15 protein-coding genes are annotated in these 19897 nt (G+C 71.7%); 1 reads left to right on the forward strand and 14 read right to left on the reverse strand.

Features of this window, described 5'->3' with window-relative positions; all coding sequences use genetic code 11:
- Positions 1–76: 76 nt before the first annotated feature.
- Both AB0M63_RS19220 and AB0M63_RS19225 read right to left on the reverse strand, forming a co-directional pair.
- A complete protein-coding gene (locus AB0M63_RS19220; protein WP_366020189.1) occupies positions 77–2860 on the reverse strand; it encodes an AAA family ATPase in 2784 nt (927 codons plus the stop codon).
- 86 nt (positions 2861–2946) lie between these two features.
- The gene (locus AB0M63_RS19225; protein WP_366020190.1) at positions 2947–5661 is read right to left on the reverse strand and encodes an AAA family ATPase; all 2715 of its coding nucleotides are present in this window, start codon (positions 5659–5661) and stop codon (positions 2947–2949) included.
- A 621-nt stretch (positions 5662–6282) separates the two neighbouring features.
- On the opposite strand from AB0M63_RS19225, the gene AB0M63_RS19230 reads away from it, so the two are divergent.
- Positions 6283–7017 (forward strand): phosphatase PAP2 family protein, encoded by a 735-nt coding sequence (locus AB0M63_RS19230; protein ID WP_366020191.1) that lies wholly within the window; start codon positions 6283–6285, stop codon positions 7015–7017.
- Positions 7018–7024: 7 nt separating this feature from the next.
- Here the strand turns inward: AB0M63_RS19230 and AB0M63_RS19235 are convergent, their stop codons facing one another.
- The 12 genes from AB0M63_RS19235 to AB0M63_RS19290 are packed head-to-tail and all read right to left on the reverse strand — an operon-like array spanning position 7025 to position 19897.
- A complete protein-coding gene (locus AB0M63_RS19235; RefSeq protein WP_366020192.1) occupies positions 7025–8350 on the reverse strand; it encodes a glutamate-1-semialdehyde 2,1-aminomutase in 1326 nt (441 codons plus the stop codon).
- Positions 8351–8357: 7 nt separating this feature from the next.
- Positions 8358–8909 (reverse strand): dTDP-4-dehydrorhamnose 3,5-epimerase, encoded by a 552-nt coding sequence (gene rfbC / locus AB0M63_RS19240; RefSeq protein WP_366020194.1) that lies wholly within the window; start codon positions 8907–8909, stop codon positions 8358–8360.
- Positions 8906–10144 carry a polysaccharide pyruvyl transferase family protein gene (locus tag AB0M63_RS19245; RefSeq protein WP_366020195.1) on the reverse strand — a complete coding sequence of 413 codons (1239 nt, stop codon included), beginning with the start codon at positions 10142–10144 and terminating at the stop codon, positions 8906–8908. Before AB0M63_RS19245 ends, rfbC begins: the two co-directional genes overlap by 4 nt.
- Complete coding sequence (locus AB0M63_RS19250) at positions 10141–11088, reverse strand: glycosyltransferase family 2 protein (protein ID WP_366020197.1); 948 nt, start codon at positions 11086–11088, stop codon at positions 10141–10143. The genes AB0M63_RS19245 and AB0M63_RS19250 overlap by 4 nt, the downstream gene beginning before the upstream one ends.
- On the reverse strand, positions 11085–12380 hold the full coding sequence (locus AB0M63_RS19255) for a hypothetical protein (protein WP_355921309.1): 1296 nt from the start codon (positions 12378–12380) through the stop codon (positions 11085–11087). Before AB0M63_RS19255 ends, AB0M63_RS19250 begins: the two co-directional genes overlap by 4 nt.
- Complete coding sequence (locus AB0M63_RS19260; RefSeq protein WP_366020198.1) at positions 12377–13651, reverse strand: DUF4910 domain-containing protein; 1275 nt, start codon at positions 13649–13651, stop codon at positions 12377–12379. Before AB0M63_RS19260 ends, AB0M63_RS19255 begins: the two co-directional genes overlap by 4 nt.
- Positions 13648–14673, reverse strand: a complete 1026-nt coding sequence (locus AB0M63_RS19265) for an SDR family oxidoreductase (RefSeq protein ID WP_366020388.1) — start codon at positions 14671–14673, stop codon at positions 13648–13650. Before AB0M63_RS19265 ends, AB0M63_RS19260 begins: the two co-directional genes overlap by 4 nt.
- Before the next feature lie 5 nt (positions 14674–14678).
- Entirely contained in the window at positions 14679–15326 is a 648-nt protein-coding gene (locus AB0M63_RS19270; protein ID WP_355921303.1) for a PIG-L deacetylase family protein, read from the reverse strand.
- Positions 15323–16117: a sugar phosphate nucleotidyltransferase gene (locus tag AB0M63_RS19275; RefSeq protein ID WP_355921300.1), complete on the reverse strand. Its 795-nt coding sequence runs from the start codon at positions 16115–16117 to the stop codon at positions 15323–15325. The genes AB0M63_RS19270 and AB0M63_RS19275 overlap by 4 nt, the downstream gene beginning before the upstream one ends.
- Positions 16114–17367, reverse strand: a complete 1254-nt coding sequence (locus tag AB0M63_RS19280; RefSeq protein ID WP_366020199.1) for a class I SAM-dependent methyltransferase — start codon at positions 17365–17367, stop codon at positions 16114–16116. The genes AB0M63_RS19275 and AB0M63_RS19280 overlap by 4 nt, the downstream gene beginning before the upstream one ends.
- Complete coding sequence (locus AB0M63_RS19285; protein ID WP_366020200.1) at positions 17364–18605, reverse strand: glycosyltransferase family 4 protein; 1242 nt, start codon at positions 18603–18605, stop codon at positions 17364–17366. The genes AB0M63_RS19280 and AB0M63_RS19285 overlap by 4 nt, the downstream gene beginning before the upstream one ends.
- Before the next feature lie 2 nt (positions 18606–18607).
- On the reverse strand, positions 18608–19897 hold the full coding sequence (locus tag AB0M63_RS19290; protein WP_366020201.1) for an O-antigen ligase domain-containing protein: 1290 nt from the start codon (positions 19895–19897) through the stop codon (positions 18608–18610).

The raw sequence follows: 19897 nt of genomic DNA on the forward strand, positions 1-19897 counted from the left end.
TGTTGGGTGTGACTTCAGGTGAACGACGCCTGTCTCTCCCACAGAACCCTCCTGACAGCTATGAGTTCCTCGGGGGTCAGTCCCCGGTCACCACGCCCGGTTCGCCGATCGCCCGGGGGATCTGCTTCCGGGAGGTGATGCCGAGCTTGCGGAACACCTTGTTCAGATGGAACTCGACGGTCGAGGCGGTGACGAACAACCGCGTCGCGATCTCCCCGTTGGTCAGCCCCGAGGCAGCCATGGAGGCCACCTGACGTTCCCGCGGTGTGAGATCGAACCTGGTCTCCTCCGTCCGCCTGCGGGCTGTCTCGCCGGTCGCCAGCAGCTCGATCCGGGCCCGCTCGGCATACGGCACCGCACCGCAGGCGTCGAAGCTCTCGTACGCGGCGCGCAACTGCCTCCTGGCATCGGAACGCCGCTTGCGGCGGCGCAACCACTCGCCGAACAGCAGCCGGGACCGGGCCAGTTCCAGGCCCAGCGGCCCCTGCCCCAGCAGTTCGACCGACTCCTCGTAGAACTTCTCGGCATCGTCACCCTCGGCCATCAGCGCCCGGCCCAGAGCCAGGGTGCCCAGGGCCCAAGGAGTACCGGCGAGCGGGGTGCGTTCCTCCAGCCGGGCCAAGGCTCCGGCCGCGCCGACCCGGTCGCCGGTGCGCACGCCGGCCTCGATGAGCAGCGGCAGAACGAGGTTGCCGCACGTCGGAGGGTCCTCCTCGAAAACCGCCCGGGCGTGCTCCATCGCCTGCTGGTAGTGGCCCTGCCCCAGCTCGAACGAGGCCAGCGCGTGCTGTGCCATCAACTGATGCAGACCCAGGCCGATGCTCCTCATCTCCGCTGTCCGCCGCACCGCCGCCCGCAGCCCGGCCTCCCGGCCGGTCAGGGCGAACAGGTGGAGCCTGTTGATGTCTCCGCCGCCGGGGAACCCGGTGGCAGTCACGATGTCGTCGAACTCCGCGTAGCGGACCTCCGCCTCCGCGAACCGTCTGTCCAGGAGTTCGTAGCGCGCCTCGACGAGCAGCGCGATGCTCAGCGCGTACAGCGCGCCGGCATCGCGGTCCGCCGCCACCAGGCGGTCGGTGATTTCACGCGCGGCCTCGACGTCCCACAGATCGTCGCAGGCCATCAACAGCATCACCGCGAACGGACTGTTCGCGTCCCCGATCCCGCCGCCGCTCCGCAGTTCGTCCAGAGCGGTACGCAGCACGGGCGCGCCGCGCTCATAACCTTCGGCCACGCGACGGGCCAGACCCTCCATCAGCAGGTCACGGCCGCGCACCGGGGAGTCCAGGGCGTGCCGCGCGGCGACCGTAGCCGCCGCGACCTCGGTCAGCGTCGTGCCCCGCGTGCAGTCGTGGGCGACCAGCGCGGCGTGCAGCGCCTCGCAGAGCAACTCCCAGGTCAGCCGCGGGTCCTGTGGGCCCAGCCTGGTCACCGCGTCCATCAGCATCGCCGGGACGTCGGCGACGGCGATCTGGAACATCAGCACGGTCGCCCGCATCCGCAGCTCGCGCGTCCGCATCACCGGTCCACGGATGTCGGCGCCGGCCACGTCCAGCGCGGTCCGTGCCGCAGGCGCGTCGCCGGACATCAGATGGGCCTGCGCCGTGTCGAGCAGCCGCTCGGCCCGTTTGTCCGAGACCTTGGTGAAATCGGCGGCGCGCGACAGGAACAGGGCCTGCTGGGAGTAGCCGCCGCGGGAACGAGCTCGCTCGGAGGCGGCCTCCAGGTCGTCGGCGACGCCGTCGTCCAGGCCCTCGGCGGCCTCGGCCCGGTGCCAGGCGCGGCGGTCGGCGTCCCGCACGGCGTCGCAGGCGGCGGCCAGTGCCGCGTGCACCCGGCGGCGCTCGCCGGGTTCGGCTCCGGCGTAGACCGTCGAGCGGATAAGGGGATGCCGGAAGGCCGTCGTCGTGTCCCGGCCGAGGATTCCCGCGCGGACCGCCGGCTGGACGGCGCGGGCGGACAGGCCCAGCCGCCCGGCGGCCAGCCATATCAATCCCGTGTCGTCCGAGGGGGCCGCCGCGAGCAGCAGCAACAGGGTTGAGGTCTCCGATGGCAGGGCGCGGACCAGGCGCCGGAAGTGGCCCTCGATCAGGCGGCTCACCGGCAGCGGGTCGGGCAGCGGGGCGATACCGGACAGTTGCTCGCCGGCCAGGGCGTCGGCCAACTCCAGCAGCGCGAGCGGATTGCCGCCGGTGCCGGCGACGATCCGGTCGGCCACGTCCGCGTCCATCCGCCGGGGCGCCGAGGAGAGCAGTACCTTGGCCTCCGGCCCGGGCAGACCGGTCACGGAGTGCACGCTCAGCGCGTCGAACAGGCCGTTGTCCGCGAGCCCGTCGCGGACGGCGATGATCAGGCCCAGCGAGTCGGCGTGCAGCCGGCGAGCGGTGAAGGCGAGCGCCTCCGCCGACTCCCGGTCCAGCCACTGCGCATCGTCCAGCAGGAACAGCAGCGGCTGATCGGCGGCGGCCGCAGACAGCAATGTCAGCGTCGCCAGGCCGACCAGATAGCGGTCCGCGGGCGGCCCCGACACCAGGCCCAGGGCCGCGTCCAGCGCGGCCCGCTGCGGCCCGGGCAGGCGGCCCGCCCGGTTCAGGAACGGCCGCAGCAACCGGTGCAGCGCGCCGAAGCCGAGACCGGTCTCGGTCTCGACCGCGGTCAGCCGGACCACGCGCAGCTCAGCGGCCTGAGCCGCGGCGTACTCCAGCAGTCGGGTCTTGCCGATCCCGGGTTCGCCGGTCAGCACCAGGACTCCGCTGAGGCCGTCGCGCACCGCGTCGAGCAGTCGTCCGATGGCTTCGCGTTCGGCGTGGCGGCCGACCATCGGCGGCCCGGATGCGTGCTGGATGCCGTTCCACACCATGGGAGCGCTCCCCCGCTTGTCGATGTCCTGACATGGGGAACATTAGGAACGCCGCGCAGGCGGAAGCGAGCGTCATGTGACGGTGGTCAACGCGGTGCGCTGACCACCGTCCGCAGCTCGGCGCGCGAGACCACGCCCAGCTTGGGGAAGATCCGGTGGAGATGCGAGCTGACGGTACGGTGCGACAGGTAGAGCCGCTGGCCTATCTCGCGGTTGGTCAGCCCGTCGGCCGCGAGCTGGACGATCTGCAGCTCGTGGGCGGTCAATCGGTCCCGGGCGTCCGGGGCCCGGCGGCGGCTGGTCTCGCCCGCGGCGCGTAGTTCCCGGCGGGCCCTCTCCCCCCAAGGGATCACGCCGAGGGCGTCGAACATGTCGCGGGCGGCACGGAGGTGGTCGCGGGACTCGACACTGCGTCGCCGACGCCGCAGCCATTCGCCGTAGGCCAAATGCGTACGAGCCCTGATCAGCGGCCAGGCGCTGAGGTCGGCGCTCAACGCGGCCGCGAAGAGCGGCTCGGCGTCTTCGTCGGCGGCCAGCAGCGCCCGGACCAGTCGCAGGTCGGCGTGGAGCACGGGCGCGGAGGTCACCGTGGCGACCTCCTCCAGCTCTGTCACGATCGGGCGCACGGCCTCCAGCCGCCCGCAGTGCGTCGCCGCGTCGACAAGGTCACCCACGGCCGTCAGCCGCAGGGCGACCTGGAACGCGGGATCCGCCGGATCGTGCAGCCGGCGGAAATGGCCGAAGGCCTCCTCGAACCGGCCCGCGCCCAACGCCGCCAGCCCGCGTGCCATCGACGCGGTGGCCAGCACCGGACGTGCCCCGGCCGGCAGCCCGATCTCCTCCGCCTCACCGGCCAGCTCCAGGGCGGAATCCGCCTCACCGCGCAACGCGGCCAGCTTGGCCGCGGTGGCGGTCATCAAGGCGTACATCATCGTCTGGCTGGTCTCGCGCGCCAGCCTTCGCGACTCCTCGGTCGCGGCGATCGCCGCGCCGAGGTCACCGACCACGAGAGCGCTCCACGCGTCCGCGCCGACCGTCCGGGCCAACAGCCCCAGGCGTCCCTGGGCACGCAGCGGCGCGCCACCGGCCGCCGAGAACGCCCGCGCCAGGTCGAAGCCGCCGACGAGGAGCGCGGCGGTGCTGAGCATCCGGTAGGCACGGCCGTCGTCGCCCTCCTTCAGGGCGACGTGCCGGACACGGTCCAGGACGAAGGCGCCGCGGTCGACCGGCGCGACGTAGGCGCAGATGGCCAGACGCCACGGATCGAGTTCGTCCAGCTCCATCCGCTCCACTGCCCGCAGGACCCTGCGGCGGCCCTCCGGGCCCGGTTCGGACCAGAAGCACAACTGCGCGGCGCTCCACAGGATCCGCAGCGCCAGCGCAGCGTCTTCCGCGGCCATCGCCTCGGCGAGGACCGTCAGGGAGTTGGCCCCTGACGAGTGGCTGTGCAGTCCCTCGTCGAAGCTGCCGCGAAGCCAGACGACCGTGGCATGCTGCCGCCGCGACAACGGCCCGGTGAGCGCCTGGTCCAGCAGCCGGGTCACGGTCTCGGGCCGGCCGAGCTCGACGGCGAAGTCGGCGGCACGCAACAGCCGTTCCGCTCGGCGGTCGGCGTCCTCGCTGAGCGCGGCGGCCTGTTCGAGGACCGTGACGGCCGCCGCCATGCCGCCGCGGCGTGCGGCCCGGTGAGCGGCGTCCTCCAACGCGGCGGCAACCGCCTCCTCCGGGTCGTCGGCCGCGGCAGCCCGGTGACGCAGTTGCCGGTCCGGGTGTTCGTCGAGCACAGCGGCGAGCGCGGCATGTACGGCATGGCGGACGCCGGTGGGCATGGTCTGGTGGATCGCCGACCGCATCAGCGGATGTCCGAACCGGAGTTCGCTGCCGACGACTTGGACGAGCCGTGCGCACACGGCCGGGTCGAGTTCCGCGGCTCCGACCGTCGCGCCGGTGAACAGCCGGGTCGCGCGGTAGATCTCGGGGAGCGACGAGCTGTCGTTGAGGGCCGCGATCCGTAGCAGACCGCGGGTGATGTCGGGCAAGGTCTCCAGGCGGTCGGTGAAGGCCCGTTCGAGCCGCTCGGTGAGAGGCAGTTGGGAGATGTGCGGATCGGCCGACACGCCGAGTGTGCGGGAGAGCTCGGTCAGGGCCAAGGGGTTCCCGGCAGCCTCGGCCAGCAGTCGGCGATGCGCGGTCGGGCGCAGATCCGGGGCGCGGTCCGCCAGGATCTCCGCGGCCTGGCCGTCCGTGAGCGGGCCCAGGGGTACGGAGGTGACTTCGTCGGAGTTGAGGCGCGACCGGTAGCCGTCGCGTGCGGCTCCCACTATGACCACCGGCTCCGTGCCGACTCGGCGCGCCACGAAAGCCAGGACACTGGCGGTGGCGTCGTCGAGCCACTGGACGTCGTCGACCAGGACCAGCACCGGCGCGACCGCGGCCGCGTCCGCCAGCAGGTTGAGGACCGCCAGACCGACCAGGAAGATGTCGGGGACACCGGCCTCGGCGTGCCCGAGAGCGGTGTCCAGGGCCTGCCGGTGCGGGACTGCGAGATCAGCAGCTCCTGCGGCCAATGGGCGGAGGACAAGCTGCAGACCGGCGTACGGGATGTCGCTCTCGGCCTCCACACCGCTGGTGCGCAGGACCCGGTAGCCGAGCTCCTCGGCGAGGGCGGCGGTCTCGGCGAGCAACGCCGTCTTCCCGATACCGGGCGTCCCGCGGACCAGCACCGCGCTCCCGTGGCTTCGCGGCTCGGCCAGCAGCCGGCGCAACAGATCCAGCTGATCATCCCGACCGATGAACTCCACGTTCCCCCCATCAGCCGGGTCCCCCGACTCGGTCTGTCTGGAAGGTCAGGGTACTGCGCCGAGGTCGAACGATCTGTAACGGGAACCAGGACGCGAAGGACTCTCGCTTGGCCTCGGCCCAGGACCAGACGGTGTCCGCACGGCTCTTCCGCTCGGCCGCCACGCTCGGCCGCCAGGGAGCAGTCGCCCAGCAGCCCCCGGCCTCCAACGGAGCGGTCATGTCGGCGCGTTGCAGCAGCAGACCAAGAACCTCCTCGTGTCCTACTCGCCGAAGAGGCTGGGCTTCTTCTAGAGCCTGAAGTCGGTTGCCGGGAGGGTTCGTCACGCTCCCGGCAACCCGGCACTCTCACGACCCGCGACCGCGTACAGGCAAGCTGGGCTGCGGAGTTGGAGTCGGTCTTCGCGCTCTTCCGCGTCGAGCACACCGGGCTCCAACGGATGGATGGCGGACCGCGTCCCTGGTGGCAGCCCCTGCCCCCGTTCACCTCGCCGACCAACCCGCGACACAGGGCAGTCAGAACATCGCAGCCTGCGCACGCGCGTCCCAACGCCCAGGCCTCGCAACCGGATTGCGGTTAGGGTGCTGATGGCTCACAAAGGGGACATGGCGGGGGGCTCGCGTTGGATCGTCCGGCAGGTGAGGACCTGGAAGCCGACCCGGGCCGGTTCACGGCGCGCGCGGTGCTGCCCCCGTCGCTGCGCCCCCGGTTCGGACTGATCGCGGTCCTCGCCGCGCTGGTGGTCGTCACGCTCGGGGTCCGGTACTCCGGCCACAGCGCACCCGGCGCGGTGGACAGCTGGATCCACCGGCCCACGGCGGACAACGTGGGCCCGCCGTGGCGCCAAGTCGCCCTGGTCCTGGACTTCTTGGGGGAACCCGTGGGATCGGCGACGGTGATCGCGGCCGGTGTGGCGGGCTGTCTGCTGGTTCGGCGTCCCCGTGCGGCGGTGCTCGTCCTCGCCGGTGCCGGCGCGACCGTGGGGACGACCACGCTGCTCAAGCATGTGGTGGGACGCACCATCCACGGCCCCGGCAACCTGTCCTACCCGAGCGGGCACACCGCCTTCGCCACCGCGCTCGCCCTCATGGCGGCGCTGTTCGCGACGGACCGGCTCGGCCTCGGGAGGGCGGCCGGTACGTCGCTCGTGCTCGGGGCGGGGCTGGTGGCCGGCGTGGTCATGGGGTGGGCGGAGGTCGGGCTGGGCGCGCACTATCCGACCGACGCTTTCGGCGGCTGGTGCACCGCGCTGGCGGTGGTTCCGGCGACCGCGTGGCTGGTCGACCGGACCGCCGACCGGCTGGGCGGCCGGCCGTCCGGTCGGAGGGCCGACGCCGGTCGGCGCGCGCCCCTCTGACGTCACCTCACGCCAGGCGGCGGAACACCGGCTTCACCGCCCGACCGGCCAGCCAGGGGGTGGGGTCGGCTGCGTCCAGTGCCTTCCGGTACACCGCGCAGGCCTGGGCCACCACGTCGACGGTGCGGTCGATGTCCTCGTCGTCCAGTGCGCTGCTCACCACGAAGGACGGGGCCAGCACTCCGCCCGCGAGAAGCCGGCGCAGGAACAGGGTGCGGTACTGCTGCGACGGCCGCAGGTTCTCGTCGAGGGTGGCGAAGACCAGGTTGCTGGCCCGGCCCCGGACGACGACGTGATCGCCGACACCCATGGCCGCCGCGACGTCACGGACACCGGCCGCCAGCCGTTCGCCGAGAGTGTGCAGCCGCGCGGTGATGCCCTCTTCGACGTAGGTGCTCTGCACGGCCATCGCGGCCGCCAGGGAGTGCGTCTCGGCGCCGTGGGTGGTGGACAGCAGGAAGACCCGGTCGCCGGAGTCGCGCAGCCCGCCACGCTCCATCAGGTCGCGGCGCCCCGCCAGCGCGGAGACGGCGAATCCGTTGCCCAGCGCCTTGCCGAACGTGGAGAGGTCGGGGACGACGCCGTAGAGGCCCTGGGCGCCCGCCTCGGACCAGCGGAAGCCGGTGATCATCTCGTCGAAGATCAGTACGCAGCCGTGCCGGTCGGCCAGTTCGCGCAGGCCGGCGAGGTAGCCCGGCGGCGGCTCGGTGTGGGTGGCGGGTTCGAGGATCAGACAGGCGATCTCGTCCGGGTACCGGGTGAGCATCTCCTCCGTGGCGGCCAGGTCGCCGTAGGGAAAGGACGCGATGAGCTCGGTGGTCGTCGACGGGATGCCCGCGGACATCGGTGTGGTGCCGATGAACCAGTCGTCGACGGAGAAGAACGGATGGTCGGAGCAGAGGGCCACCCGTGAACGGCCGGTGGCGGCGCGGGCGAGGCGTACCGCGGCGGAGGTGGCGTCGGAGCCGTTCTTCGCGAACTTCACCATCTCGGCGGTCGGCACGGTGGCGAGGAAGCGTTCGGCGGCTGCGACCTCCACGATGGACGGCCGGACGAAGTTGCTGCCGCGGCCGAGTTCGCGGCGCACCGCCTCGATCACGCGCGGGTGGGCATGGCCGAGGCTGACCGACCGCAGGCCGGAGCCGTACTCGATGTAGCGGTTGCCGTCTACGTCCCACACGTGGGCACCGCTGCCGTGGCTGATGACCGGGGCCAGGTTCTCGGGGTACTGGTCGTCGCCCTTGGCATAGGTGTGAGCGCCCCCGGGGATCATGGCGTGCAGCCGTTCGTTGGCTGTCCGCGACAGGGGCAGGTCAAGCACTTCGGTGTCCACGCGGACCTCAGCTTTCTCTGTGCTTCAGGACCTCGGCGAGGCTCGGTGCCTCCCGGTCCCGTTGGGACATCAGCGCAACCGGCAGCGGCCAGGGAATGGCCAGCTCCGGGTCGTCGTAGGCGATGGTCACGTCCTCCGCCGGATCGTGCGGGCGGTCGATCCGGTACGAGGTGTCGGCGGTGTCGGTCAGTGCCTGAAAACCGTGCGCGCATCCAGCGGGAATGTAAAGAGTTGGTTGTGATTCTCCTGTGAGTTCAAAGGAGGCCCAATGGCGGTAAGTCGGGGAATCCTGCCGTAGATCCACGACCACGTCGAAGATCCGCCCGTACGAGCACCGCACCAACTTGGCCTCGCCCGCGCCGGATCGCAGGTGCAGGCCGCGCACCACGCCCCGCACCGAGCGGGACAGGCTGTCCTGGACGAAGGCGTTCGGGTCGAGGCCCACCGAGCGGACCACGTCGGCGTCGAACGTGCGGCAGAAGAAGCCGCGTTCGTCGGTGTACGGCGTCGGGTCGAAGAGGAACGCGCCGGCGATCTCCGGGACTTCGGTCGCTTTCATGGAGACTCCTGCCGAGCGTGGGCGTGGGTGTGGTCGGTCGTGGGGAACACGGCAGCGGTCAACGAGCTGAACTGGTCGTCCAGTTGGCGGGCGGCGGCCTGGTTCCGCTCGGCGAGGGTCTGCCGAAGTTCGGCCGATCGCTTCTCCAGCGCCCGGAATTGCTCCAGCAACCGGTCGGCGTCGACCTCGCGCGCCGGGTGGCAGTACGCGCCGAGGCCCATCCGCTCCATGAGGGCGTCGCTCTTCGCCGCGTAGCTGAGGGCGAGCACGGGTGTGCCGGTCTTCAGCGCGCAGATCAGGTTGTGGTAGCGGACCGCGACCACGGTGTCGGCGGCTGTCATCTCCTTCATCAGGTCGGCCAGGGAGGCCGGTTCGGCGGCGGTGACCAGGGGTGAGCCGACTGTTTCGAGGATCGCGGCGACCACCGTGGCGTCGCACCGGTCGCCGGTGAGCAGCCGGACCGGTCTGCCCTCCTCGACCAGGGTGCGCACGAACCGGATCGTCCCGTCGAGGTAGCGCCGGTATATCTCGTCGGCCCGGGCGCGGTCGTCGTTGCCGCCGTGGAAGTCCATGACACCGACGCAGACCGTGCCCGGCACGTCCGAGGGCGTGCCCGCGGGCGGCGCCGGCAGGGAGAACGCGAGGTCCGGGTAGACCTCGTCGCGCGCGGTGTTCACGCCCATCGCCCGCATCGCGTCCCGGGACTGGGCGTCCCGGTAGGACCGGTAGGCGGCCAGGCGCCCCGACCAGCGGACCAGGGCGCGGGTGGGCCGGTTGCGGATCTCGGCGGCGCCGACGCTGACCAGCGCGACCCGGGTGCGCGTCAGCTTCCCGCTCGCGCAGAGCAGGAACAGGGAGTACGGGAAGCCCCACGGCCGTAGCGGCAGGGTGGCTTCCAGGACGCCCATGCCCGGCACGATCACCACGTCGTGGCGGCGTACCCAGGCGGCGGTGCGGAAGATGTCGACGAACTTGCCCAGGCCCTTGGACGCGATCGAGCCCACGCGGGACGCGGTGCGGTACTCGGCGCGGTTCCAGTGCATCCGGGTGGCGGGGATACCGAACCGGGCCGTCACGGCCTCGGGTCCGCCGCACAGGGCGTCCACGACCGCGTCCGGGTGGTCGGCGCGGAGGTATCCGAGGACGGCTTCGAGCGATCCGTCGTTGCCGAGGTTGCCGGAGCCGAGGAGGCCGAACACCCCGACGCGCACCGGCTGTTGGGGCGCGGAGGTCATGTGTGCCTCCCCTCGCGGCCGGCGACGAGGGCGTCCACGGAGACAGTGAGCTGGGCGGGGTCGACGGGGGCGCGGTCCTCGACCCGCTCGCCGGCGCCCGGGCGGACCCGGCTGGTCATCCACGAAGCCAGGTGGCGGTAGCAGGCACGCCGGTCGGCCGGGGAGAGCGGGGCCCGCCGGATCGCGGACGCGAAGCCCCAGATGTACTCGGCGAGCAGCCGGGGCGTCGGGTGCAGCGCGCCGGCCCGGCGCGGGTCGAGGTTGACGCAGCGGGCGCGCTTGGAGGGGTTGGCGCGTTCGGCGCGGGTGGGGTGGTCGCGGCGGAAGTAGAGCAGTTCCGGCACCTGGTGGAAGCGTCCGTGCAGGGTGATCTCGGCGACGAACGTGCGGTCCGCGTGGTGGTAGCTGTCCATCGGCTTCACCCGGCGCAGCACGTCGGCCCGTATGACTCCGTAGAAGTCGTCGCCGCCGGGCTCGAACAGCAGGCTGCGGAAGCGTTCCGGCGCGCTCGGGGAGCCGGTGGCGAGCGTGTACTCGTAGGGCACCGTCACCTGGCCGTCGCCGTCGATGACCGCCTGGTCGGTGTGGGCGAGGATGACGTCCGGACGCTCGTCCAGTGCTTCTATGCAGCGCGTCAGCAGGTCACGGCCGTAGAGGTCGTCGTGCGAGGCCCACTTGAAGAGCTCGCCGCGGGACTCGGCGAAGACGTGGTTGTGGTTCGGCGTGGCGCCGATGTTGCGGGGCAGCCGGAGGTAGCGGATGCGGGAGTCCTGCGCGGCGTACTTGCGGCAGATGGCCTCGGTGCCGTCGGTCGAGGCGTTGTCGGAGACGACCAGTTCGAAGTCCTCGTAGGTCTGGCCGAGCAGGGCGTCGAACGACTCGGCCAGGTACTCCTCGCCGTTGTACACGGGCAGGCCGATGCTCAGCCTCGGTCGGTCGGTCATGAGGTCCTCACTTCGGGGATGGGTTCGCGGTGGTGCTCGCGCAGGGCGGAGCGCAGTTGCAGCCACCACACGGCCGAGCCGCTGATGGTCGCGGCGGCGACGCCCCAGGCCGAGCCCGCCGTACCGCCGAGGGCCGCTCCGCCGAGGCCGCCGCCGACGTAGCAGGCGGAGGCGAAGAGCTGGCAGCGCAGGCTGCGGCGAGCCGCGCCGAGCGCGCGCAGTCCGGCCGCCGCGCCGGTGCCGAGACCCGCTCCCGCGACACTGAGGGTGATCTGCACGATGAGGTGCGAGGAGGAGTGCCAGACGTCGCCGAGCGCCAACTCGCCGAGCCGGCCCGGCATCAGCAGCAGCGCCGAGCCCCAGAGCAGCGCTCCGGTGGCCTGTCCCCCGCCGAGGTAGAGGCAGAACCGGCCCAGTCGGTCCGGGGCCTGCCGCAGCACGCGGGCCGCCTCGGGGACGGTGACCAGCGACAGCCCCATCAGTACGGCGAGGAAGGGGCCGAGGAGGAGTTCGGCACCGCGCACCGCGCCGACCGCGCTCACTCCGACGATCACGCCGAGGCCGTACGCCCGGAGCTGGCTGGCGCCGCTGAGGCTGACGTTCTCGACCAGATACCGGTAGCCGAGGTCACGCTGTTCGCGCAGCCAGCCGCGAGCCTGTGCCGTGCGGGGCCGGATGCCGGACTGGACGCAGCCGTATCCCGCCGCGACCGTGGCGGACGCGCCCCAGGCGAGCACGAAGGCGGCCACGGTGTCGACATGGGCCGCCACCACCATGGCGGGGATCAGCGCGATGCCCCACACGATGTCATTGACGAACGCCTTCCGGCCGTCGCCGGCGGCGAAGAACGAGAACCGCCAGGCGTCCTGGAGCAGCAGTCCCGGCATCATGAGACCGAGGGCGGCGAACGCGGGCCCGACCCGGCCGCCGAGCCCGAGCCCGGCCGCCAGGCACAGCACGCCGAGAGCCGTGCCGACGCAGAGCGCGGTACCCGTCGAGCGGGCCACCGCCCCGCGCCAGGACGGCTCCGGCACTCCGCTGAAGCGGACCACGAGCGGGTCGGTGGCAAGGCCGCGGGAGACGTTGAGCACCACGCCGTAGGTCACCCAGGCGAGGCTGAACACGCCGAACGCGGTCACGCCCAGCGAGCGGGCCACGTAGATGCCCACCGCGAAGTTGCTGATGCTGGAGGCCGCCTGGTCGGCCAGTCCCCAGGAGAGCCGGCCGACGAGGGCCCGCTTGGCGGAGCGAACCGGCGCCGCCTTCTCCCCGTCGGTGGTCGTCGATGTCATGTCTTGATCAGCCCGGCCTCGTGCAGGGCGTCGGCCGCTCCGGCGACGCTGTCGAAGGACAGCCCGGACCGCTCGGCCACGTCCAGCAGACTGTGCTCGCCGTCGGAGAGGTTGAGCACCCAGAGCATGGCCATCTGCGCCTGCTTGGTGTCGCTGCGTCCGCCGAGCGCGTCGTACAACCCGCGTCGGCCAAGCTGGGGTTCGCCGTAGGGGCTGAGGTTGAGGTAGCGCCGGTTGCGGTCGAGTACGGCGAACGCCTCGCGGCAGACGGCGAGAGTGTCGGTCATCGCCTCCGGGGAGACGAAGTCCGGGTTGTCCGCCGAGGTGTGGTACTCGGGGTAGCCCGCGTACGGGGTCCGGCTGAGCGAGCCCACGCCGAGGTTGAACCCGGGTGAGCAGTACTGCCGCTCGTCGTAGCCGTACGGCGTGAACTCGTTGATGTGGTGCGGGCGTTCGGAGGCGGTCAGTACATGCCGCAGCACGCGGTCGATCTCCGCGTCGCCGCGTCTGCTCTGCTTGTACGTCAGTTGACCCGAGTCGCCTGCGCAGGCAAGGACGAGCCCGTGCTTGACCCGGTCCACCCGTTCCGCGTTGCGGGCCAGCCAGGTGATGGCCCCGATGGTGCCGGGCGCGTAGATGAACCGGTAGGTGTAGTACGGCGTTTCCCGCGCCAGCGCGCGGGCCAGGAAGGTCGCGACCGCGATGCCGGCGAGGTTGTCGTTGGCCAGCGACGGGTGGCAGGTGTGGCAGGAGACGATGACCTCGTCGGCCACCTGTCCGGGGACCACGTGCTCGGCGTAGGTGAGGTGGCCGTCCGCGAGGGTGGAGTCGATCCGCACCTCGTAGTCGCCGTCGGGCAGCGCGTCCAGGGTCTCCTGCGCCAGGCAGAAACCCCACTCCGGCTTGTAGTAACTCGTGCGGTACGGCACCCAGTTCGGGTGGTCCGGCAGCGTGTGCAGGTGTGCGCGCAGCTCGGTGAGCGGCATGGTCCGCGCCACCGGCACGCTGTAGCCGAGCACGTGCAGGCTGGACTCGGCGAAGTCGACGACCCGCCGGCCGGTGCTGTCGGCGATGTACGCGTCCCGGATGTTCCACTCCTGCGGAACCGTCCAGTCGAGCACCTGCGTCCCGGTCGGCACCTCGTGCACCCGCAACGGGACGTACTCGCCGACGATGTCCAGGGTGGCGCGCACCCCGTCGCCGGTGATGCTCCGGCAGAGCGGGTACAGCCGCTCCACCAGTGCGTGCATCTCCTCGCCGACTCCGGTCATCGGCGCCACCGCAGGGTGTCGTCGACGGTGCCGGCCTCGGTGGCCGCGCGCAGTACGGCGAGGCGGGTGAAGCGCTGCTCGAAGTGCTCCCGGGTGAGCCCGAACTTCCGGTAGGCGTCGGCGAGTTCGAGGGCACCCTGCTTCACCGTCCACTCGCAGTCGAAGTCGGGTATCGCGGCGCGGAAGCGGGAGAAGTCCACCCGGTACGAGCGCGGGTCGGCACCGTTCTCCCCGGTGATCACGACCTTCGCGCCGGACACCGCCTCGGCGACCTGCTCGGCGATCTCGGCGACCGTGACGTTGTTGATCTCGCTGCCGATGTTGAACGCCCTGTCGTGGACCGCCTCGCGGGGCGCGGTCAGCGCGGCCGTGAAGGCGCGCGCGATGTCGGCGGCGTGCACCAGCGGGCGCCAGGGGGTGCCGTCGGAGAGGACCAACACCTCGCCGGAGAGCAGCGCGTGGCCCACCAGGTTGTTCAGCACGATGTCGGCGCGCAGCCGGGGCGAGTAGCCGAAGGCGGTGGCGTTGCGCATGAACACCGGGGTGAAGTCGTCGTCGGCCAGCGCGTGCACGTCGTCCTCGACCCGCACCTTCGACTCCGCGTACGGCGTCACGGGGCGCAGCGGGGCGTCCTCGGTCACCAGGCCGTCGCCGCCCGAGGCGCCGTAGACGGAGCAGGTCGACGCGTAGAGGAAGCGCCGAACTCCCGCGTCACGGGCCAGCTTTGCCAGTCGTACGGACGCGTGGTGGTTGATGTCGTAGGTCAGTTCCGGCGCCAGCGAGCCGAGCGGGTCGTTGGACAGCGCGGCCAGGTGGATCACGGCGTCCACCCCGGCCACGTGCTCGGCGGTGAGGTCGCGCAGGTCCACCCGCACCCCGGGCGGGTCGGCGGGCCGCGGGCCGAGGACGGAGTCGGCGAACAGGCCGGAGTCGAGGCCGACGACCTCGTGTCCGGCGGCGGTGAGGACGGGTGCCATCACGGTGCCCAGATATCCCTGGTGTCCGGTCAGTAGTACGCGCAAGGTGTTCAACCCCCCAGGTTGAGCGTGAGTTTGGTGACGGCGAAGGCCTCGGCGTAGCGCGCGTGGCATTCGATACCGCGGATCCGGGCGAGGCCGAGGAAGGCCTCCCGGTCGTACCACGGGCGGTGCCGCTGCGAGGGGTAGTGCTCCTGCAGCAGCCGTACCTTCTGTTCGGCGGTCTCGGTCTCCAGCGGCTGGTAGGCCGCCGGCCGGCCGAGGTCGCCGTCCCACTTGACGATCTCGTAGCCGAGCACGAGGTGGTCACGGAACGCGGTGGTCATCAGTTTCGCCAGGCCGCGGTGGTCCTGGTGGGCGTCATCGGTGCGCGGTGCGAGGACCAGTTCCGGCTCGGTCCGCTCGCGCAGTTCCTCGACGGCGGCCTTGGCCTCCTCCCAGTGCGCGGGTAGTCGGCCGTCCGGCAGCTTGTGCACGGTCAGCCGCAGGTCGGCGTCCGGGCAGAAGGCGGTGAGCGCGGCCTGTTCCTCCTGCTCCCGTTCGCTGCCGCCGCCGGAGAGCACCAGCGCGTCGACCTGGATACCCGGCCGCGCCCGGCACAGCGTCAGCAGGGTGCCGCCGGCGCCGATGGCGATGTCGTCGCAGTGGGCGCCCACGACGACGATCCGGTCGAGCCGACCGGCTCCGAGCCTGATCACGCACGCACCCCCGCGCTGTCCCGCTCCCACACGGCCCACGGGCGGTCGCCCCGCGCGTAGGCCTCGTCGAGCGCGGCCCGCTCCTTCACGGTGTCGGTCGGCTTCCAGAAACCGCGGTGCTGGTGGGCCACCAGCCGCCCCCGCTTGGCGAGTTGGGAGCAGCCGTCGGCGACCAGGTCGCCGTTCTCCGGTATGTGGTCGAAGACCTCCTGGCGGAGCACGAAGTAGCCGCCGTTCTCCCACAGCGGCATGTCGCTCACCGCGGTGATGCCGCCCACCAGGCCGTCCTCGCCCAACTCCACGCAGTGAAAGGAGGATTGGGGCGGTACGACCATCATCGACGCGCCCGCGTCTCGCTGGGCGAACCGGTCGATCATCTCCGGCAGCGGGGCGTCGGTGAGGACGTCGGCGTAGTTGGCGAGGAACATCTCGTCGCCGTCGAGGTGGTGGCGCACTCGGCGCAGCCGCTCCCCGATGGGCGACTCGATGCCGGTCTGCGCGAAGGTGATCGTCCAGTCGGCGATGTCGGTGGAGAGCAGCTCGGTCTGCCCGCCGCGCAGGACGAAGTCGTTGGAGGCGGTCTCCTCGTAGGTGAGGAAGAAGTTCTTGATGTGGTGGGCGCCGTAGCCGAGGCACAGGATGAACTCCTTGTGCCCGAAGTGCGCGTAGTAGCGCATGACATGCCAGATCAGGGGTCTCGGTCCGACCATCGCCATCGGCTTGGGGACGTCGTCGGAGGTTCCGTTGCGCATGCGCATCCCGTAACCGCCGCAGAACAGGACGACCTTCATGCTGTGACCTCTTTCGCGTGCGCGACCTCGACGATGCTCAGTTCCGGGATGGGGAAGACGAGCCGGCCGCCCCACTCGTGGACGTAGGAGAGCTGCTCGACCAGTTCGGCCCGCAGGTTCCACGGGAGGACGAGGACGTAGTCCGGTTTGTCGACGGCGATCTGCTCGGGCGGCAGGATCGGGATGCGGGTGCCGGGGGTGAACCGGCCGTGCTTGTACGGGTTGCGGTCGACCGTGTACGCGAGCAGGTCGGGGCGGATGCCGCAGTGGTTGAGCAGGGTGTTGCCCTTGCCGGGGGCGCCGTAGCCGACGACCGTCTCGCCGCGCTCGGCCGCGTCGATGAGGAACCGGAGCAGGTCGCGGCGCACCTTGGCGACCCGGGCGGAGAACTCGGTGTACCCGGCCAACTCCTGCAGCCCGGCGGCCTTTTCGCGGGCCAGCACGTCGGCCACCCGCTGCGAGGGCTCCCCCGCGACCTCGGCCGGCCGGGCCCACAGGCGGATGGAGCCACCGTGCGTGGGCAGCAACTCGACGTCCACGAGGGCGAGTCCGCCGCTGGCGAGGGCCCGGATCGCGGAGGCGACCGTGTAGTACTGGAAGTGCTCGTGGTAGATCGTGTCGTACTGGTTCTCCTCGATCAGGGTCAGCAGGTGCTGCACCTCGATGGAGACCCAGCCGTCGTCGGCGACCAGCGCACGCAGTCCCTGGGTGAACCCGACCACGTCGGGGATGTGCGCGTACACGTTGTTGGCCACGACCAGGTCCGCCGGGCCGTGCTCGGCGCGGATGGCGGAGCCGGTGTCGGGGCTCAGGAAGTCCGTGAACGTGGGCACGCCCGCCTCCCGCGCCGCGGCACCGACGTTCACCGAGGGCTCGATGCCCAGGCAGCGGATCCCCCGGTCCACCACGTGTCGCAGCAGGTAGCCGTCGTTGCTCGCGACCTCGACCACGAAGGCGTCGGTGCCGAGATCCAGCCGCTGTACGGCGCCGTCGACGAAGGTGCGCGCGTGCTCCACCCAGGAGGTCGAGAACGAGGAGAAGTACGCGTACTCCTTGAACGTCTCCTCCGGAGTGATCAGCGGCGGTATCTGCGCCAGCCAGCAGTCGGTGCAGACCCGCAGGTGCAGCGGGTACGCCGGCTCCGGCCGGTCCAGTTGGTCCGCGGCGAGAAAGCTCTCGCACGGCGGTGTCGCCCCGAGGTCGACGACGCTCGCCGTCGCCTCCGAGCCGCAGAGTCGGCATCGTGTCATGTGCTGTCCCCATCCCCCCTGCCCGCGTGGGTGTCCCCACCGCGAGCCAGTGCTGACCGTCCCGCGATCGCGGTGCGGTACTCCTCCAGCAGGCGCTCCAGGCCGACGGCCGGGCTGAATCCCTGCTCGTAGCGGCGCCGGGCCGCCTGCCCCATCTCCCGGTTGCGGTCCGGGTCGGCCGCGATCCGGCGGATGCCGGACGCGAGCGAGGCGGCGTCGCCGGGCCGGTGCAGCAGCCCGGTGACGCCGTCCTCGACGAGTTCGACGAAGGCGCCGTGCCCGGCGGCGACGGTGGGCACCCCGGCCGCCATCGCCTCCACGACCACCAGGCCGAACGCCTCCAGCCAGGTCGAGGGCGCCACCACGGCGACCGACCGCGCGATGGCCTTTCGGCACTCCGCCGGGTCCAGCAGGCCGACGTGGCGCACGTCGTCCCGGCCGGACGCCCAGGCGGTGATGTCTTTCTCCAGCGGCCCGGTGCCGGCGATCGCTAGCGGGACGCCCACCCCGCCGCCCGCCGCGACCTCGTCCCATGCGGCCATGAGCAGCCGTACGCCCTTGGCCTCGGCGAGCCGGCCGAGAAAGAGCACCTGCTCGCCCCCGCCCTCCCGGCGGATGTCGGGTTCGGGGACGAAGTTGTGCTTCACCGCCAGGCGTTCGGCCGGCATGCCGGAGCGCACCAGGACGTCGCGCTGCGCGGCGGAGATGCACAGGAAGCGCTCCACGCCGGTCCACCAGCGCCGCCGGTTGGCCGAAAGGCTGACCGCGAGCGGCACGGTCGCGAGGCGGGAGTCGCGGTAGCAGCCGTGCCGGACGGCGGGCAGCGGTGTCGAGCCGACGCACTCGGTGCACGGGCGGCCGTCCCGCTGGAGGGTGCCGGGCGGGCACACCTGCGTGTAGTTGTGCAGGGTGGCGACGGCGGGCACTCCGGCGTCGGCGCAGGCGGCCAGCACCGCGGGCGACAGGAGCGGGAACACGTTGTGGACGTGCACCACGTCCGGCTGGTCCGCGCGCAGTCTGGCTGCCAACTCCTTGCGGACCGCCGGGTTCCACGGAACCAGGAGCGGTACCGCGACCTTGCCGAGGAGGGAGCGGGCGCCGATGTCGTCGCTGCGCCGCTCGAACAGCTCGACCCGGTGGCCGGCCGCGCGCAGCAGCTCCACCTCCTGGTCGACGACCTTGTTCTCCCCGCTCGGTTGCGCCGAGTTGTAGCGGTTGTGCACCACGAGAACGTGCATGCTCAGTTCACCTCCGATCTACGGGCCCAGCGCGGAACGTGCCGTCGGGGGGCTTCGGGCAGCGCGAGCGGAGCGGCCTTGACGGGTGCCGCCAACAGCGAGGCGGCCAGGGCCAGATGGAGCAGATACGGCGAGGCGTCCCCGAGACCGGCCTCGGTGTACGAGGCGATCGCGCAGTAGCTGATCAGGAAGATCGCGCAGGCCCGCTGCAACGACGGCGGGCGCAGCAGCGCGACACCGCCGAGCACGACGATGATCACCGCGACGAGGGTGACACCGACCAGACCCTGCTCGTTGTAGACGGCCAGCCAGCTGTTGTCGATGGGCAGCCCGCCGAAGGACTTGTCGCCGAGGCCCACGCCGAACAGCTGCTGCGCGGTCGACCGGGGCTCGGCCAGCAGGGCGTTCCAGACCTTGGCCCGGCCGGTGAGACTGGAGAAGTTCTCCTGGCTCTGGCCGCGCAGGAACCAGGTCTGCAGCGCGGAGGCGAAGCCGACCGCGGCCACCACGGAGATCAGCACCGACCAGCTGAAGAAGCGGCGGGCCGCGGCGCTGGTCAGGATGAGCGAGCCGATCGCCAGCGCCAGCCCGAGCAGCAGGCCGAGCGTGGCCGTCCGGGTGTGGGTCAGCGCGAGCAGCACCAGTGACGGCACGATGACCAGCACGGCGCTGGTCCGGTCGGTCCGTCTGCCGATGACGAGCAGCGCGGTGAGCCCGATGATGACCGCCGCGTACTGCCCGATCTGCGGCGGGGTGAGCGGCCACAGCGCGCCGACGAGGCGTCCGCCGTAGAGGCCGGGCAGGGCCTTGCCCGGGGAGACGACCAGGCCGAGGGCGACCGAGCCGAGGACCGCGAAATAGGCCCGGATGTGGTAGCGGACGAACGTGAGGCTGCCGTCCCACCAGCGGCTGAGCAGCCACAGCGTGCCGACGAAGAGGGTCAGCCGGAAGCAGCGGAACAGCGCGCCCATCCCGGACTCCAGGCTCGCGCTGGAGATCACGCTCGACACCAGCAGCAGGCTGAGCAGCAGCACGTAGGCGCTGGATCTGATGCGCACCCGCTGGTTGACCAGGAGCGCCAGGCCGAACGCGGCGACCAGCGAGCCCATGGTGACCATCTGGATGAGGGAGCGGGGCAGCGGGACGATGGTCTTGGCCCCGGCGGAGCCGAGCGTGTTGAGGACCAGCAGCCCCCAGACGATCCCGACGATCTTCGGTGTGCCGGCGGTGCGCGGTTCGTCTTCCGGCCGCGTCTCCGTCGTGGCCGTTCCGCGCGTCAGGTTCTCACTCAT

Source organism: Streptomyces sp. NPDC051576 (assembly GCF_040681835.1).
GTDB lineage: Bacteria > Actinomycetota > Actinomycetes > Streptomycetales > Streptomycetaceae > Streptomyces.